The organism is Orrella sp. JC864 (assembly GCF_037026685.1).
Lineage (GTDB): Bacteria > Pseudomonadota > Gammaproteobacteria > Burkholderiales > Burkholderiaceae_B > Orrella.
The window spans coordinates 41,760-58,631 of the sequence record NZ_JBANET010000007.1; the positions used below are offsets into that span (position 1 = coordinate 41,760).

The window sequence follows — 16,872 nt, forward strand, 5'->3', positions numbered from 1 at the left end:
GCCTCAGTACCGCAGCGTCACCGAGGCCATCAGGTTGCGCTCGGCCGCGGGATAGAGGTTGTAGGCGCCGTCCGGCCCCAGGCTGCCGGAGCGGATGCCGTAGGTGGCATGGCGGCGGTCGAACAGGTTGTTGACGGCCACGCTGGCCTCCAGGTGGTCGTTCACGCGGTAGCTGGCCTTGGCGTGCGCCAGGAAATACGAGGGCAGCCGCGCGCTGAACTGGTTGGCCTGGTCGTTGTCCAGGCGCGACTTGCCCACGTATTGCACGCTGGCGTTCAGGGCCAGGTCGGCGATGGGGCGCCAGCTGACCCCGGCGTTGGCCAGCCAGCGCGGCACCAGCGGCACGTCCTTGCCCGCCAGGTCCACGCCGGAGAAAGTGCCCGACCGGAACCGGGCCTGCAGCCAGGTCACGTTGGCATTGACCGCCAGCGCCGGGCTGAAGGCGTGGGCCGCCTCCAGCTCGACGCCGCGCCGGCGCGTGGGCGGCAGGTTGGCGTTGCTGCCGAAGGGGCCGTCCAGGCGGTTGAAGTAGATCTCGTTGTCCAGGTCGTTCTGGAAGAACGACAGGCGCGCGCGCGAACCGGCGCGGCGCCAGTCCAGCCCGATTTCCTTGTCCACCGAGGTCTGCGGCGCCAGCGGCTCCATCAGGTAGAACAGTTCGTCGGCGTTGGCAAAGCGAAAGCTGCGGCCGATGCGCGCATAGGCCGACAGGTCGGCCGGCAGCTGCTGGCGGATGCCGGCCTGCCAGGCGCCCAGGCGATGGGTCTTTTCCATCGGCGTGATGAAGCCGGTTTGCACCTCGGTGCGGTCCCGGGAGGTCTGGCGGCGTGCGCCCAGGGTGAAGACGGTGCCCTCGGCCGCCTGCACCTGCGCCTCGGCGAACACGCCGTGCTGGCGCTGGGTGGTGCGCCACTGGTCGCTGACGAAGCCGTCGTACAGGCTGGTGCCGTCCAGCGTGCCGCGCAGCCAGTCGGCGCCCACCACCAGGCTGTGGCCGCCGGCAAAGGGCAGGCGGTAGCGCGCGCTGGCCGAGCTTTCGTTCAGGTCCTGCTCGCGCTCGGTGTCGCCGAAGTCGCTGGCCGTCAGGCCGTATTGTTCCTTGTCGCGCTGGCCCAGGTCCGCGTACAGCGTGCCCGGCCCGATGCGCTGCTCGGCCTGAAGGCCGTAGGCGTCGGTGCGGATGCGCACGAAGTCCTCGGGCGTGCTGGCCCCGCGCGGATCGTCGCGGTACTGGTCGATGCCGTTGGCCGTGTCGACCTGGCGCGGGCCGGGCAGCTCCAGCTTCTGGCTGGTGCTGCGCACATAGCCGCGCACCGAGCCGCCCGCGTGCCGGAAGGTCAGCCCGGCGCCGCCGGTGTCGCGGCGCTCGCGGTTGTTGTCGCGGTAGTTGTCGGTGCGCAGCGACTGGCCGAAGGCATCGAGCGCGAAGGTCTCGTTGTGGATGGCCACCGAGCCGTCAAGCTGGCGCAGCCCGTAGCTGCCCACCGTGTATGAGGCCTGCGCGGCGTGGCGCGACTGGAAGCCGGTCTTGGTGATGATGTTGATTACCCCGCCCGTGGCGCCGCCGCCGTACTGCACCGCGCCGCTGCCGCGGATGATCTCGATGCGTTCGATGCTGGCCAGCGGGATCGCGCCCAGCGCGGGCGCCGACAGGTCGTTGTCGTTCTGGCGGATGCCGTCGATCAGCACCAGGGTATTGCTGGTGCCGGTCAGGCCGAAGCCGCGCAGGTCGATGATCTGGCGGTCGCTCGAACCCGCGGTGTTCAGCAGGTGGATGCCGGTCTGGGCCGAGAGCAGTTCCTGCACGTTGCGCGCGCTGCTGCCGGCGATGTCCTGGGCGGTGATCACGCTGTAGGCCACCGGCAGGCGGTCGGTGTCGGCGGCCACGCGCGAGGCGGTGACGGTCACGGCGTCCAGCTCGGCAATGGCGGAAGGGGTGGTTTGCGCTTGCGCCAACAGGGGCAAGGCGGCGGCCAGCGCGGCGGCGCAGGGCCGCAGGGCGGAAGGGATCATGGCGTAGACCTCGGTGGACGTGCGACCCCGCACGTCGTGCTCGAAAACGGAACATCGCGCACCGGGCGCGGACATTCCCCGTTCGAACCGGCCGGTATCGGGCTGGCGGGCACTGCAGCGTGCGCCGCTGACCGTTGCGGGGGCAGCACAGGCATCAGGCGCGGCGCGCCTGTTCCTGTTTCCCGTTTGACTTTCCCTGCCCCGGGCGCATCCGTTGGATCGTAAGGCCCCCATGGGGGCCGTGTGCTGCAGGATGCGCCGGCGGCCGAAAGCACCGGTTCGGGGCGTGACTCTATCACGCAGGCCCCGTTTTGATACGATGGGCGGTTGGTTCCCGGGGCCTTCCAGGCCCGATTTGTCGCGCCCATTCCACATGACCGCCTTTCCTAGCCTGCCCTACCCCCTGTCCAGCTACACCCACGGGGCGCAGTTCGCGCAACTGCTGACCGAACGCATCCTCGTGCTCGACGGCGCCATGGGCACCATGATCCAGCGCTACAAGCTGGGCGAGGCGGACTTTCGCGGCGAGCGCTTCGCCGACCATCACAAGGATCTCAAGGGCGACAACGAGCTGCTGTCGCTGGTGCGGCCGGACATCATCTCCGAGATCCATTGCCAGTACCTGGAGGCGGGCGCGGACGTCATCGAGACCAACACCTTCGGCGCCACCTCGATCGCCCAGGGCGACTACGACCTGCCGCAGCTGGCCTACGAAATGAACAAGGAGTCGGCGCGGCTGGCGCGCGAGGCCTGCGCGCGCTACAGCACGCCCGAGCGGCCGCGCTTCGTGGCCGGCGCGCTGGGCCCGCAGCCCAAGACCGCCTCGATTTCGCCGGACGTGAACGACCCGGGCGCGCGCAACGTCACCTTCGACGAGCTGCGCCAGGCCTATGCCGAGCAGCTCCAGGGCCTGCTGGACGGCGGCATCGATATCGTGCTGATCGAAACCATCTTCGATACGCTCAACGCCAAGGCGGCGATCTTCGCGGTCGAAGAGGTGTTCGAGGCGCGCGGGGTGCGGCTGCCGGTGATGATATCGGGCACCGTCACCGACGCTTCGGGCCGCATCCTGTCGGGCCAGACCGTGGAGGCCTTCTGGAATTCGGTGCGCCACGCGCGGCCGGTCACCATCGGGCTGAACTGCGCGCTGGGCGCGGCGCTGATGCGCCCCTACATCGCCGAGCTGGCCAAGATCTGCGACACCTTCCTGTGCGTGTATCCCAATGCCGGGCTGCCCAACCCCATGAGCGAGACGGGCTTTGACGAGACGCCGGCCGACACTTCGGCGCTGCTCGAGGAGTTCGCGCGCGCCGGGCTGGTCAACATGGCCGGCGGCTGCTGCGGCACCACGCCCGAGCACATCGCCGCCATCGCCGAAAAAGTGGCGCGGCTGCAGCCGCGCCAGGTGCCCGAAGTGCCGGTCAAGACGCGCCTGTCGGGCCTGGAGGCGCTGAACATCGACGAGCAGACGCTGTTCGTCAACGTGGGCGAGCGCACCAACGTGACCGGCAGCAAGATGTTCGCCCGCCTGATCCGCGAGGAAAAATACGACGAGGCGCTGGCGGTGGCGCGCCAGCAGGTCGAGAACGGCGCGCAGATCATCGACGTGAACATGGACGAGGCCATGCTCGATTCGGTGGCCTGCATGGCTCGTTTCATGAACCTGATCGCCTCCGAGCCGGACATCGCGCGCGTGCCCGTGATGATCGACAGCTCCAAATGGGAGGTGATCGAGGCGGGCCTGAAGTGCGTGCAGGGCAAGGCCGTGGTCAATTCGATCTCGATGAAGGAAGGCGTGGACGCCTTCCTGCACCATGCCCGCCTGTGCCGGCGCTACGGCGCGGCGGTGGTGGTCATGGCCTTCGACGAGCAGGGCCAGGCCGACACGCTGCAGCGGCGCAAGGACATCTGCGGGCGCGCCTACCGCCTGCTGGTCGATGAAGTCGGCTTTCCGCCCGAGGACATCATCTTCGATCCCAACGTCTTCGCCGTGGCCACCGGCATCGACGAGCACAACCACTATGCGGTGGACTTCATCGAGGCCACGCGCTGGATCCGCCAGAACCTGCCGCATGCCCGCATCTCGGGCGGCGTCTCGAACGTGAGTTTTTCCTTCCGCGGCAACGAGCCCATGCGCGAGGCCATCCACACGGTCTTCCTGTACCACGCCATCCGCGAAGGCATGACCATGGGCATCGTCAACGCCGGCCAGCTGGGCGTGTACGAAGACCTGGACAAGCCGCTGCGCGACCTGGTCGAGGACGTGATCCTGGACCGCGCCGAGCCCGTGGGCCGCAGCGATCCGTCGGACGAGCGCACGCCCACCGAGCGGCTGGTGCAGTTCGCCGAGACCGTCAAGGGCAGCGGCGCCAAGCGCGAGGAAGACCTGGCCTGGCGCGAGCAGCCAGTGGAAAAGCGGCTGGCCCATGCGCTGGTGCACGGCATCACCACCTTCATCGTCGAGGACACCGAGGAGATCCGCCAGCAGGTGGCCGCGCGCGGCGGACGGCCCATCGAGGTGATCGAGGGGCCGCTGATGGACGGCATGAACATCGTGGGCGACCTGTTCGGCGCCGGCAAGATGTTCCTGCCGCAGGTGGTCAAGTCCGCGCGGGTGATGAAGCAGGCGGTGGCGCACCTGGTGCCCTACATCGAAGAGGAAAAGCGCCGGATCGCCGCGGCCGGCGGGGACGTGCGCGCCAAGGGCAAGATCGTCATCGCCACGGTCAAGGGCGACGTGCACGACATCGGCAAGAACATCGTCACGGTGGTCCTGCAATGCAACAACTTCGAGGTCGTGAACATGGGCGTGATGGTGCCCTGTGCGCAGATCCTGGAGACCGCCAAGCGCGAGCAGGCCGACATGATCGGCCTGTCGGGCCTGATCACGCCCAGCCTGGAGGAAATGGCCTACGTGGCCAGCGAGATGCAGCGCGACGAGTATTTCGCCAGCCGCGGGACGCCGCTGCTGATCGGCGGGGCCACCACCAGCCGGGTGCACACGGCGGTCAAGATCGCGCCCAACTACGACGGGCCGGTCATCTACGTGCCGGACGCCAGCCGCTCGGTGGGCGTGGCCCAGAACCTGGTATCGGACAAGGCGGCCGAGTACCTGGCCGAGCTGGCGCAGGAGTACGAGGACGTGCGCCGGCGCCATGCCGGCCGCAAGGCCGCGCCGCTGATGCCGCTGGACCAGGCGCGCGCCGCCCGGCCGGCCATCGACTGGGCGGCCTACGCGCCGCCGCGGCCCAAGTTCATCGGCCGGCGCGCCTTCAAGCACTACGACCTGGCCGAGCTGGCGCGCTACATCGACTGGACGCCGTTCTTCCAGACCTGGAGCCTGTTCGGGCAGTTCCCCGCCATCCTGCAGGACAAGGTGGTGGGCGAGCAGGCGCGCAAGGTCTACGAAGACGGCCAGGCAATGCTCAAGCGCATCATCGACGGGCGCTGGCTGACCGCCAGCGGCGTGGCGGCCTTCTATCCGGCCAACTCGGTCAACCACGACGACATCGAGGTCTATGCCGACGAGGCCCGCACGCGCACGTTGTTCACCTGGCGCAACCTGCGCCAGCAGGGCGTCAAGCGCGAGGGCGTCGAGAACAAGTGCCTGGCCGACTACATCGCGCCCAGGGACAGCGGCGTGACCGACTACATCGGCCTGTTCGCGGTCACCGCAGGCCTGGGCGTGGAAAAGAAGGAAAAGGAATTCGAGGCGGCCGGCGACGACTACTCGGCCATCATGCTCAAGTCGCTGGCCGACCGCCTGGCCGAGGCCTTCGCCGAATGCCTGCATGCCCGCGTGCGGCGCGACCTGTGGGGCTACGCGGCCGACGAGGACCTGGACAACGAGGCCCTGATCGCCGAGAAATACCGCGGCATCCGCCCGGCGCCGGGTTATCCGGCCTGCCCCGAGCACCGCGTCAAGCGGGCGATGTTCGAGGTGCTGGACGCGCAGGACATCGGCATGATGCTGACCGAAAGCTACGCCATGCACCCGGCCGCCAGCGTCTCGGGCTTTTATTTCAGCCACCCGCAATCGCAGTACTTCAACGTGGGCGTGATCGGCGAGGACCAGTTGCGGGACTACGTGGCCCGCAGCGGCGAGCCCGAGGACGAGGTGCGGCGCGCGCTGGGGGCCAGCCTGGGGTAGGGTGGCGCTGCGTCAAAGGCGCCGCTGCAGGCGGTAGACCAGCGATTCGAGCCGCTCGACGCCCTGCTCGGCGAACTTGGGCTCCTTATCGAGCATGTCGCGCCGGTCCAGCAGCAGGGCTTGGGCGCCCGCCGCGGCAAACAGCGATTGCACCTGCGCGTCGTCCACGGAAAAGGGCGGGCCCTGCATCTGGCCCTGGGGATAGTCCAGCGTGACCAGCAGGCCCTGGTAGTCCTCGGCCAGCTGGCTGTAGACCGCCTGCACGTAGTCGCCGCGCATGGACTCGGGCAGCGCCACCAGCGCGGCGCGGTCGAATACGCCCTGGCAGCGCGAGAGCGTGACCGGGTCCAGGTCGAAGATGTCGCCGCAGATGATCTCGATCTCGCCTGCCACGTAGTGCTTGCCCGAGGCGGTGGTGTGCGTGGCGCAGGACAGCTCGTTCTCGGCGAAGAACTGCTCGACCGCCAGTTCGGATAGCTCCACGCCCAGCACCGAGTGGCCCTGCCTGGCCAGCCACAGCATGTCCAGCGATTTGCCGCACAGCGGCACCAGCACCCGGCTGCCCGGGTGCAGGCCCAGCGTGGGCCAGAATTTTTCCAGCGGCGGCGTGATGCGGTTTTGGTGAAAGCCGATGCGCTGCTCGCGCCAGCGTTGCAGCCAGAATTCTGCGTCCATGACGAACCCCCGGGAAGACCGGATCATTGTAGGGGAGACGCCGCGCCTATCGCCCGCTTAGGAATATTCAATCGGCAAGTCATTGATCTGAAAGCATTGCTACTCCAAAATCCAGGAGCCCCAAGGCTTGCGGCCGCCGGCCCGGGCTGCGGGCATGCGCGGCGTTCGGCATGGCTCGCAAAGGCCGGCGCTTACCCCCTCTACAACGACAAGGAGCTCGGCCCATGACCAAGAAGCTGACCACCGCTGCGGGCGCCCCGGTGCCCAACAACCAGGATTCGCTGACCGCCGGGCCGCGCGGCCCGCTGCTGCTGCAAGACCTGTGGCACCTGGAGAAGATGGCCCACTTCAACCGCGAGGTGATTCCCGAGCGGCGCATGCACGCCAAGGGTTCGGGCGCCTTCGGCACCTTCACCGTCACGCACGACATCACCCGCTATACCCGGGCCAGGCTGTTTTCCGAGATCGGCAAGAAGACCGAGGTGTTCCTGCGCTTTTCGACCGTGGCCGGCGAGCGCGGGGCGGCGGACGCCGAGCGCGACATCCGCGGCTTTGCCGTCAAGTTCTATACCGAGGAAGGCAACTGGGACGTGGTGGGCAACAACACGCCGGTGTTCTTCTTTCGCGACCCGCTGAAGTTTCCCGACCTGAACAAGGCGGTCAAGCGCGACCCGCGCACCAACCTGCGCAGCCCCGAGAGCAATTGGGATTTCTGGACCGGGCTGCCCGAGGCGCTGCACCAGGTGACCATCGTGATGAGCGATCGCGGCATCCCGCGCGGCTATCGCCACATGCACGGTTTCGGCTCGCATACCTACAGCTTCGTGAACGCCGCCAACGAGCGCTTCTGGGTCAAGTTCCATTTCCGCTGCCAGCAGGGCATCGAGAACCTGAGCGACGACGAGGCCGCCGCCGTGGTTGCCAAGGACCGCGAGAGCTCGCAGCGCGACCTGTTCGATGCCATCGAGCGCGGCGACTATCCCAGGTGGACGCTGTGCGTGCAGGTGATGCCCGAGGCCCAGGCCAAGACCTACCGCTTCCACCCCTTCGACCTGACCAAGGTGTGGTCCAAGAAGGACTATCCGCTGATCGAGGTGGGCGTGCTCGAACTGAACCGCAATCCGGACAATTATTTCGCCGACGTCGAGCAGGCTTCTTTCACCCCGGCCAACCTGGTGCCGGGCATCGGCGTCTCGCCCGACCGCATGCTGCAATCGCGCCTGTTCGCCTATGGCGATGCCGCGCGCTACCGGCTGGGCGTCAACCATCATTCCATTCCGGTCAATGCGCCGCGCTGCCCGTACCACGCCTATCACCGGGACGGGCAGATGCGCGTGGACGGCAACTACGGCGGCACCATCGCCTACGAGCCCAATACCCAAGGGCAATGGCAGGAACAGCCCGAGTTCAAGGAGCCGCCGCTGGCCCTCGAAGGCGATGCCGACCGCTGGAATTTCCGCGAGGACGATGACGATTACTTCACCCAGCCCGGCGACCTGTTCCGCCTGATGACCCCGGAAAAGCAGAAGCTGCTGTTCGAAAACACCGCGCGTGCCATCGCGGGCGTGTCCGAGCACATCGTGCAAAAGCATATCGAGCACTGTACGAAAGCCGATCCGGCCTATGGCGCCGGCGTGGCCGCCGCCATCCAGGCGCAGCGCGAAGGCCGGCTGTAAAAACCGGGCGGCCGCGGCGTTTCCGTGCGGGGACGCATCGCGGCCGGCCGTGCGTGTCGCGGCGCCGCGACACGCGCGTCTTGCCGGGACGTTGTTACGTTTCGGCTCTTCGCAGGAGCGCCGGCCCAACGGCGCGGATTGAGGCCAGAAGCGGCCGCTGATCCACGCTTGTCATGATCGTCCGGGAAGATTTACTGCACCGGTCTTCCCCTTTCCGGCAGCCGCCCCGCGACTGCCTGCCGACGCATCATGATGCTCTCCCGCAGCCCGCGCGACGCCAGGCTCCGCGCTTCGCAACGCCTTCCCGCCCTTGCCCTGCGCGCTTCGCGCCGGCGCCCGGCCTGGCCCAGCGCCGCCTGGGCGGCGCTGGCCCTGGCGGCCCAGCCGCCGGCCGTGCAGGCCGCCGGCGAGGTGCGCGCCATATCCGCCGGCCGCCTGCCGGTGCCCGGCAGCGTGGCGCCGGGCGGGCGCTACCAGGTCCAGGCCAGGGCCGAAGCGGTGCAGGCGATTGCCGGCACGCTCAACGGCATGCGTCCCTTTACCGGCATGGTGGTCTCCCAGGCGCCGGACGCGGTGTATGTGGAGGTGGTGCGCAACGGCACGCGCTTCGAGAGCGTGGCCGCCTCCGTCAACCAGAAGGCCGTGGCGCAGGCGGTCGAGCGGCTGGGCGCGGGCGATGCGCTCTACGATACCGTGGCCACCCAGAACGCGGGCGCCGACGCGCGCCGCGCCTTCGACCTGCTCTCGGGCGAGACCCATGCCTCGGCCAAGGGCATGCTGGTCAACGACAGCCATTTCGCGCGCAGCGCGGTGCTGGGCCGGCTGCGGGCGGCGCTGGCGCAGGCGCCCGGCCAGGACACGGGACACGGCCTGTGGGCCCAGGGGTTCGGCGCCTGGAGCCGCAGCGACGGCAACGCCAATGCCGCCATGCTGCAGAGCCGCACCGCCGGCTTCTTTGCCGGCGCGGACCAGCCGGTGGGCCCGGCGCTGCGCCTGGGCGTGCTGGCCGGCTACAGCCATACCGACTTCGGTTCCCTGGGCCGCTGGGCGCGCGGACGCAGCGACAACTATCACCTGGGCGCCTACGGCGGCGCGCACTGGGGGCGCTGGGGCTTGCGGCTGGGAGCCATCCACTCGTGGCACGAGCTGCGCACCGACCGCCATGTCGGCTTTGCCGGCCTGTACGACCGTGCCCGCGCCACCTATCGCGCGCAGGCCACCCAGCTGACCGCGGAGACGGGCTATCTCGCGCGTATGGGCCGCTGGGAATTCGAGCCGCATGCCGGCGCCAGCAGCGTCCTGCTGCATACCGGCACCTACCGCGAGAGCGGCGAACTGGCCCTGGACGGCGGCGAGCGCGCGATGCGCGTGCACTACGCCACGCTGGGATTGCGCGGCGCGCTGGCCCTGGAGGCGGGCGGCCAAACGGTGTCGCTGCGCGCCGGGGCCGGATGGCGGCGCGCCTTCGGCGACACCACGCCCCAGGCCACCCACCACTATCGCGGCAATGCCTTCAAGGTGTCCGGTGCGCCCATCGCGCGCAATGCCGTGCTGCTGGAGGCCTCGGCGGGCGTGGCGCTGACGCGCCGCAGCGCCGTGCAGCTGGACTACCAGGCCAGCCTGGCCAGCCGCAGCCGGCAGCACGCGGGCGGGCTGGTTTTCCGCACGCAGTTCTGAGGCGGGCAGGGCCGCATGCCTTGGCGCCCGGCTAGACGTGCAGCGGCTGGACCGGGATGCTGGCTTCGCCCTTGCCGGCGCAGACCCAGGCGGTGCCCGCGTCGATGCTCACGTTCAGCGTCATGGTGCGTTCTGCCAGCGCCGCCAGCTCGGCCGTGGACGCGGCCGGCAGGCCAAAGACCTTGAGCTTGCGCGCCCGCGCCAGCTTGCCGCGGATGCCGCTCCACCAGGTGTCGGCGCTGCGGCCATAGGCCAGCACCACCACCTCGCCGGCACGGCCGCAGGCCTTCATGATGCGCCGCTCGTCGGGCAGCCCGGTTTCTATCCACTGGGTGACCGCGCCGGTCAGGTCGCGGCGCCACAGGTCCGGCTCGTCGGTATCGCTCAGGCCGCGCGCGAAAGCCAGGCTTTCGTCGCCGTCGGCATACAGCGCATAGGCCAGCAGCCTGACCATCAGCCGTTCGTCGGTCTCCGAGGGATGGCGGGCCACGGTGAGCGAGTGGCTGCCGTAGTAGCCGCGGTCGTTGTCGGCGACGTGCAATTGCGCCTTGTAGATGGTTGCGCTCAGGGCCATGGGTAGCGGGTGGGCATGAAAAAGAAAGGCCCGGCGCAAAGCGGCCGGGCCGAGCCGGGCCGGATGCCCGGCCTGGCGGATTCTATCAGCGCTGGCAGGCCTTATTGCCGCTGATACAGCTGCGCGCCCTTGTCGCGGAACTCCACCGCCTTCTCCTGCATGCCGCGCGCCAGCGCGCGCGTCTCGTCCACGCCCTGTTTCCGGGCGTAGTCGCGCACGTCCTGTGTGATCTTCATGCTGCAGAAGTGCGGGCCGCACATGGAGCAGAAGTGCGCCACCTTCATCGATTCCTTGGGCAGGGTCTGGTCATGGAAGGCGCGCGCGGTGTCCGGGTCCAGGCCGAGGTTGAACTGGTCTTCCCAGCGGAACTCGAAGCGCGCCTTGGACAAGGCGTTGTCGCGGATGGCCGCGCCCGGATGGCCCTTGGCCAGGTCGGCCGCGTGCGCGGCGATCTTGTAGGTGATGATGCCGTCCTTGACGTCCTTCTTGTCCGGCAGCCCCAGGTGCTCCTTGGGCGTCACGTAGCACAGCATGGCGGTGCCGTACCAGCCGATCAGCGCCGCGCCGATGCCCGAGGTGATGTGGTCGTAGCCCGGCGCGACGTCGGTGGTCAGCGGGCCCAGCGTATAGAAGGGGGCCTCGTGGCAGTGTTCGAGCTGCAGGTCCATGTTCTCCTTGATGAGCTGCATGGGCACGTGGCCCGGACCCTCGATCATCACCTGCACGTCGTGCTTCCAGGCGATCCGGGCCAGCTCGCCCAGGGTCTTGAGCTCGGCGAACTGGGCCTGGTCATTGGCATCGTAGGCCGAGCCCGGCCGCAGGCCGTCGCCCAGCGAAAAGCTGACGTCGTAGGCCTTCATGATCTCGCAGATCTCCTCGAAGCGTTCGTACAGGAAGCTCTCCTTGTGGTGCGCCAGGCACCACTTGGCCATGATCGAGCCGCCGCGCGAGACGATGCCGGTCATGCGGTCGGCGGTCATGGGGATGAACGGCAGGCGCACGCCGGCATGGATGGTGAAGTAGTCCACGCCCTGCTCGGCCTGCTCGATGAGCGTGTCGCGAAACAGCTCCCAGGTCAGTTCCTCGGCGCGGCCCGAGACCTTTTCCAGGGCCTGGTACAGCGGCACCGTGCCGATCGGCACGGGCGAGTTGCGGATGATCCACTCACGGGTTTCGTGGATGTGCTTGCCGGTGGACAAGTCCATGACCGTGTCCGCGCCCCAGCGGATGGCCCAGGTCATCTTCTCGACCTCCTCGGCGATGCCCGAGCTGACCGCCGAGTTGCCGATGTTGGCGTTGATCTTCACCAGGAAGTTGCGCCCGATGATCATGGGCTCGGTCTCGGGGTGGTTGATGTTGGCCGGCAGGATGGCGCGGCCGAGGGCGATCTCCTCGCGCACGAATTCCGGGGTGATGCGCTCGGGTATGGCGGCGCCGAAGGACTGTCCGGGATGCTGGCGCAGCAGCCGGCGCGCCAGTTTCTCGCCGTGCGGCCCGCTGGCCCGCAGGCTCTCGATGTATTGCTCGCGCCGCAGGTTTTCGCGGATGGCGACGAACTCCATCTCGGGCGTGACGATGCCCCGCCGGGCATAGTGCATTTGCGTGACATTCGCGCCGGCGCGCGCGCGGCGCGGCGGGCGCTGCAGGTCAAAGCGCATGGCGGTGAGTTTCGGGTCGCGCAGCCGCTCGCGCCCGTACTGGCTGCTGGGGCCGTCCAGCTGTTCGGTGTCGCCGCGCTCCTCGATCCAGGCCCGGCGCAGCGCCGGCAGGCCGCGTCGGATGTCGATCTGCGCCTGCGGATCGGTATACGGGCCGCTGGTGTCGTAGACCGTCAGCGGCGGATTGGCCTCGCCGCCCAGCATGGTGGGCGTGGGCGATTGCGCGATCTCGCGAAACGGCACGCGCAGATCGGGCCGCGAACCTTGCTGGTAGACCTTGCGGGATCGGGGAAGCGGGGCGAGGGCAGCGGCGTCCACCTGGGCGGCGGAAGCCAGGAACTGTGGGTTGGCGTTCATGGTGTAGCTCCAAGAAGGAAGGGTCTGGAGCCGATAGGGATCGACCCGCCCATTGCGGGCGGGGGGTTCGCTCCCAGCATCGGCATTATCCGTACTGGTACGAAGGGACTCTCTCAACCTCCTGCCGCGGGTGCGGCGGGAAGTACCCCTGCGTGGGGGGGAGTATACGGTGTGGGGCGGAGGGGCGTGCGTGGAGGGCGGCCGTTTGAAGTCTGTTTGAACACGTCCGCCGAGTCCGGTCGGGGCGTCGGGCGATGCCGTCGCCGTGCGGCGCGTTCGCGCCGCGCCCGGCGCCAGAAATCGCCCGCCACCCCGCCCGGCCTCGGCGGACTGCGTAGGCTGGGCTTGGTCCGGCGCTGGGGCCGGAGTCGTTCTTGCCTGCTTGCCCCACGCCGGTTGAAAAGAGAAAGATCTTGCGGGGCCGCTCAAGCGGGGCGCGCAGGCGCCCCTTCTTTCGCATTCGACCGCCGCTTATGAGGGGTAGGGGCGGCGGGGTAGGGCGGAAGATTTCAGGGGCGGGGCGCAGGTGCCGGGTGACACTCGCCCCGCATGGGAGGTCTGCCGTGCTGGCAGGCAGCCCCTGGCACAGAAGCTGGAGCTTATTGGTGTTATCCAACGTTGCGGCGTGTCGTCAGTGCCGCTGTCACCTCGGAGTCTGCCAGCGTATCAGCGTAGCTTCCTCAATAGGCTCTGCCAGTGTTCCAGCGTAGGGGCGGGTTGTCGGCGTCATCAGCGTAGCGGCCAGGCCGCCAGTGTCCCGTCCGCCCTGAGGCTTGCAAGCGGCTTCACACCCAACGCGTCCGTTACAGCCTTGAAATCTTCGGGCCTGCCCCGCTGCCCCTACCCCTCAAAATCGGCGGTCGAATGTTCGTCAGGGGTTGCCTGCGCAACCCCTGGCGAACGGCCCCGCAAGATCTTTCTCTTTTCAACCGGCGTGGGGCAAGCAGGCAAGAAGAACCAGGCTGCCGGCGGTGTTGCGATCACACGCCGGCCGTCAGGCAGCGGTCTCTCCAGGCAGGGCAGCGGTCTCCCCAAGCAAGACGAGGGCCGTCAGCGCACTCAATCCCCAGCCGGCGCCACCTCCGCCCCCTGTATTCCATGTCGCTGCAGCGCCATCCCCACCTGCTCGCGCTTCATGCGCTCGACGAAATCCCGCAGGTACGCCGCCGCGGCCTCGCCGCGCGACTTGGGCATGCCCATGGCCTGGCGGATCTGCATGAAGCTGCCGGGCAGCAGGCGCAGGCCGCCCAGGCGCTGGGCGTCGGCCTGCAACTGCTGCTTGACACCGGCCGCCACGTCCGCGCCTTCGTCCAGGAAGGTCTGCACCACGGCTGGCGAGGTGGGCGCGCGCAGGATCTGGGCCTGCTGCAGGCTGCGGCTCAGGTACAGGTCGTAGGCGCTGCCCTTGCCCACCATCACGCGCGTGCCGGGGCGGTCGACTTCGTCCTGGCTGCGCAGGGCGGACTGCTCGCGCACCAGATAGCAGCCTTCGATCAGCACGTAGGGCGCGGTAAAGGCGATGCGTTCGCCGCGTTGCGGGTCCACGGCAAAGAAGCCGACGTCGGCCGCCTCGGTCGAGACGGCTTGCACCGATTCGCCGGCGCTGTCCAAGACCACCAGCTCCAGCGGCAGGTCCAGCGCTTGCGCCAGGGCTTGCGCCAGGTCGACCGAGACGCCGGCCGCAGGCAGTGCGCCCCCTTCGGCGCGGCGCGCCAGGATGGGGTTGCCCACGTTGATGGAAGCGCGCAGGCGGCCTTGCGGGGCGAAGGCCCGGCGCAGCGTGTCGGGGGTGTCGGTCATTTCGGTGTCTCCGGTTGGATGTGGCGGGAAATCAGTCCGGCCTGCGGGCCGCAGCACAGGTCGATGGGCGTGGCGGTTTCGAGCGACTCGCCGAACCAGGCGTGGATGCCGGCGTGCCGCTCGCCCACGTATTCGGGCTGGCCCCGGGCGTCCAGTTGCATGGACAGGTCGTGGCCGGGCACCAGCAGCGTGCCCGGCCGCCGGCGCCACAAGTCCCAGATGGCTTGCAGGCTGGCGCGGCTGGCGGCGCGGTCCAGCGTGTCGGCCACGTCCATGCCCAGCAGTTCGGCGCGGTTCTTGGCGGCGTCGCCCGTGAACAGCACGTCGCCGGCCTGGCCGTCCAGGTAGAACAGCAGGTGCCCGGGCGTATGGCCCGGGGCGGCCAGGGCCTGCAGGCCCGGCAGCACGGCGTCGCCGGCCTGGATGCGCCGCACGCGCGGCGATTGCGCCAGCTCGCGCACGTACAGTTCGGGCAGGGGGTCGAAACCGGGCGGCTGCGCGGCGGCCCATTGCAGTTCGTCCTGGCCGATCCAGACGGTGGCGCGGGGAAACAGCGTGAAGTTCACGGCGTGGTCGAAGTGCGCATGGGTCAGCACCACGTCGGTGACCTGGTCGGGCTCGACGCCGTGGGCGCGCAATTGCTTGAGCAGCGGCGCGCGCACGCCGAAGGCGCCCACGTCGATGAGGGCGGTGCGGCCCGCGCCGCGCAGCAGCGCGATGGTGCTCCAGCCCAAGGCGCCGTGGCACACGGCGCGGCCCGGATAGCCCTGGATCAATACGTCGACTCGCATCGTCGGCCCCCTGCAAGGAAATGGTCCATAAGCGTACAAGAAACGGGATGCAAGAAACGCGCCGCGCCGTTACATCCGGTCGTATGCGCCTACGCCCCCACACGCGTGCGGCAGCCGGTGCGCCGGTACACTGTCCCGACAGCGCGGCGTCATGCCGCCGCGCAGGGTTGCCGCCGGGCTGCCCACGGCATGGCGGTCCCGCTTCGGGGGCTGGCCAGCCGTCAGGCGCGGCGCGGGGGCATTGTTTTTACAAGCAGGAGACTTTCATGCAGATATCCGCCCGTACCGTCGCGCCCCTGGCTGCCCTGGCCTTCGTCCTGGCCGGTTGCCAGACGAGCGGCGACAAGACTGCGTCGCAGACGGAAGGCGCGCCGCCTGCAGCCAGCGCGTCCCAGCCCGGGCAGCTAGCCCCTGGCGCCGTCGATCCGGCCCAGGCCGCCGCGCCCAGCGTGGCCTTCTACATTGCCCAGACCGAGGCCGATCCGGCCCTGATGGAAGTGCCGCTGCGCGACGGCTCGCTCTACGTGCAGCGCACGCCCGCGCTCACGCGCGATGACCTGGCCGAGGCCGCCGCCATGGTGGACCAGGCGGGACAGAATTTCGTGGGCTTGCGCTTTACCGAAGCGGGCGCCCGCAAGCTGACCGAGGTCAGCAGCCGCAACGTCGGCCAGCGCCTGGCGCTGGTGGTAGACCGCGAGCTGATCGCCGCGCCGCGCATCGCCGAGCCGCTGGACCGCGGCGTGCTGGCCTTTGCCACGCCCAACGCGCAGGCGGCGGCCGAAATCGCCGCGGCCATCCGCGGCGACGACCCGTCCAGCGCCGGGCCCGCGCCCGGTGGCGAGGCAGCCCCGGCCGCCGCGCCCGCGCCGGCCGTGCCGGCCCAGTCCGGGCAGGGCGAACCCGGCGGCACGGCCCCCCCGCGGATGTAGGGCAAGGGCCCGCCGGCGGCGCGGCGTCAGCGTTTGCGCCGCTTGGCCGCGGGCTTGGCCGCCGCGGCCTGCTGGCGCTCGGCCTGCAAGGTCTGCATCAGCGAACGCACCGCCTGGCGCAGGAACTGCCGGTCGTGGGCGTCCAGCGCCAAGTAGCGGGCGTGGTCTTCCTCGGTAAACAGCCAGTCGGCCGGCTGCGGCGGGCTGTCGGGCTGGACCTCATCGCGCAGCACCAGCTGCGCGGGCCCGGTGGGCTCCATCGGCAGCTGGCCGGTTTCCAGCCAGGCGGGATTGACGCCCAGCACCTTGGCCAGGCGCAGCAGCGAGCGGCTGGAGGTGCGCAAGCCGCTTTCGTAGTTGCCGATGGCGCTTTGCGAGACGCGGCTCAGCTGCGCCAGGCGCTGCTGTGTCAATGCACGTTGCATGCGTGCATACCGGAGTCGTTCGCCAAAAGTATTCACATCCGTGATTGAATACATACTTTCAATCACTTTGGTGGTTACGCGTTCATCACTTTTGTGATGAAATGGCCCGGCCTCGCCCCAGGCGGGGCCTGGCATGTGCGCTGGCAC

11 protein-coding genes and 1 riboswitch are annotated in these 16,872 nt (G+C 69.2%); of the genes, 4 read left to right on the plus strand and 7 right to left on the minus strand.

Annotated elements, in window-relative coordinates:
• Nucleotides 1-3 precede the first annotated feature (3 nt).
• Nucleotides 4-2,088 (minus strand): TonB-dependent receptor, encoded by a 2,085-nt coding sequence (locus tag V8Z80_RS08890; protein ID WP_336061762.1) that lies wholly within the window; start codon nt 2,086-2,088, stop codon nt 4-6.
• Nucleotides 2,086-2,243: riboswitch (cobalamin riboswitch) on the minus strand. Its footprint overlaps the gene before it by 3 nt.
• Nucleotides 2,244-2,386: 143 nt before the next feature.
• Here V8Z80_RS08890 and metH point away from each other — a divergent pair.
• Nucleotides 2,387-6,163 (plus strand): methionine synthase, encoded by a 3,777-nt coding sequence (gene metH, locus V8Z80_RS08895; RefSeq protein ID WP_336061763.1) that lies wholly within the window; start codon nt 2,387-2,389, stop codon nt 6,161-6,163.
• 12 nt (nt 6,164-6,175) lie between these two features.
• Here the strand turns inward: metH and V8Z80_RS08900 are convergent, their stop codons facing one another.
• Nucleotides 6,176-6,838: a thiopurine S-methyltransferase gene (locus V8Z80_RS08900; protein WP_336061764.1), complete on the minus strand. Its 663-nt coding sequence runs from the start codon at nt 6,836-6,838 to the stop codon at nt 6,176-6,178.
• A gap of 224 nt (nt 6,839-7,062) precedes the next feature.
• Here V8Z80_RS08900 and V8Z80_RS08905 point away from each other — a divergent pair, with 224 nt between their 5' ends.
• Both V8Z80_RS08905 and V8Z80_RS08910 read left to right on the plus strand, forming a co-directional pair.
• The gene (locus V8Z80_RS08905; RefSeq protein WP_155196225.1) at nt 7,063-8,514 is read left to right on the plus strand and encodes a catalase; all 1,452 of its coding nucleotides are present in this window, start codon (nt 7,063-7,065) and stop codon (nt 8,512-8,514) included.
• A 249-nt stretch (nt 8,515-8,763) separates the two neighbouring features.
• Nucleotides 8,764-10,191, plus strand: coding sequence for an autotransporter outer membrane beta-barrel domain-containing protein (locus V8Z80_RS08910; protein ID WP_336061765.1), 1,428 nt, complete (start codon nt 8,764-8,766; stop codon nt 10,189-10,191).
• 31 nt (nt 10,192-10,222) lie between these two features.
• Here V8Z80_RS08910 and V8Z80_RS08915 read toward each other — a convergent pair whose 3' ends face one another.
• From V8Z80_RS08915 to V8Z80_RS08930, 4 genes are all read right to left on the minus strand, one after another.
• Entirely contained in the window at nt 10,223-10,765 is a 543-nt protein-coding gene (locus V8Z80_RS08915) for a YaeQ family protein (protein ID WP_155196227.1), read from the minus strand.
• A gap of 101 nt (nt 10,766-10,866) precedes the next feature.
• Nucleotides 10,867-12,780, minus strand: coding sequence for a phosphomethylpyrimidine synthase ThiC (gene thiC, locus V8Z80_RS08920; protein WP_336061766.1), 1,914 nt, complete (start codon nt 12,778-12,780; stop codon nt 10,867-10,869).
• A gap of 1,059 nt (nt 12,781-13,839) precedes the next feature.
• Nucleotides 13,840-14,580, minus strand: coding sequence for a transporter substrate-binding domain-containing protein (locus tag V8Z80_RS08925; protein WP_155196234.1), 741 nt, complete (start codon nt 14,578-14,580; stop codon nt 13,840-13,842).
• Entirely contained in the window at nt 14,577-15,371 is a 795-nt protein-coding gene (locus tag V8Z80_RS08930; RefSeq protein ID WP_155196235.1) for an MBL fold metallo-hydrolase, read from the minus strand. The genes V8Z80_RS08925 and V8Z80_RS08930 overlap by 4 nt, the downstream gene beginning before the upstream one ends.
• Before the next feature lie 266 nt (nt 15,372-15,637).
• Here V8Z80_RS08930 and V8Z80_RS08935 point away from each other — a divergent pair, with 266 nt between their 5' ends.
• Nucleotides 15,638-16,300, plus strand: a complete 663-nt coding sequence (locus tag V8Z80_RS08935; RefSeq protein WP_336061767.1) for a SecDF P1 head subdomain-containing protein — start codon at nt 15,638-15,640, stop codon at nt 16,298-16,300.
• 26 nt (nt 16,301-16,326) lie between these two features.
• On the opposite strand, the gene V8Z80_RS08940 is transcribed toward V8Z80_RS08935, so the two are convergent.
• Complete coding sequence (locus V8Z80_RS08940; protein WP_336061838.1) at nt 16,327-16,860, minus strand: helix-turn-helix domain-containing protein; 534 nt, start codon at nt 16,858-16,860, stop codon at nt 16,327-16,329.
• Nucleotides 16,861-16,872: the final 12 nt, after the last annotated feature.

What these genes read in the sequence shown, in the direction of transcription:
- V8Z80_RS08890 (WP_336061762.1), bottom strand. Translation starts at nt 2,088, where the DNA reads ATGTCCGCGCCCGGTGCGCGATGTTCCGTTTTCGAGCACGACGTGCGG.
- metH (WP_336061763.1), top strand. Translation starts at nt 2,387, where the DNA reads ATGACCGCCTTTCCTAGCCTGCCCTACCCCCTGTCCAGCTACACCCAC.
- V8Z80_RS08900 (WP_336061764.1), bottom strand. Translation starts at nt 6,838, where the DNA reads ATGGACGCAGAATTCTGGCTGCAACGCTGGCGCGAGCAGCGCATCGGC.
- V8Z80_RS08905 (WP_155196225.1), top strand. Translation starts at nt 7,063, where the DNA reads ATGACCAAGAAGCTGACCACCGCTGCGGGCGCCCCGGTGCCCAACAAC.
- V8Z80_RS08910 (WP_336061765.1), top strand. Translation starts at nt 8,764, where the DNA reads ATGATGCTCTCCCGCAGCCCGCGCGACGCCAGGCTCCGCGCTTCGCAA.
- V8Z80_RS08915 (WP_155196227.1), bottom strand. Translation starts at nt 10,765, where the DNA reads ATGGCCCTGAGCGCAACCATCTACAAGGCGCAATTGCACGTCGCCGAC.
- thiC (WP_336061766.1), bottom strand. Translation starts at nt 12,780, where the DNA reads ATGAACGCCAACCCACAGTTCCTGGCTTCCGCCGCCCAGGTGGACGCC.
- V8Z80_RS08925 (WP_155196234.1), bottom strand. Translation starts at nt 14,580, where the DNA reads ATGACCGACACCCCCGACACGCTGCGCCGGGCCTTCGCCCCGCAAGGC.
- V8Z80_RS08930 (WP_155196235.1), bottom strand. Translation starts at nt 15,371, where the DNA reads ATGCGAGTCGACGTATTGATCCAGGGCTATCCGGGCCGCGCCGTGTGC.
- V8Z80_RS08935 (WP_336061767.1), top strand. Translation starts at nt 15,638, where the DNA reads ATGCAGATATCCGCCCGTACCGTCGCGCCCCTGGCTGCCCTGGCCTTC.
- V8Z80_RS08940 (WP_336061838.1), bottom strand. Translation starts at nt 16,860, where the DNA reads ATGCCAGGCCCCGCCTGGGGCGAGGCCGGGCCATTTCATCACAAAAGT.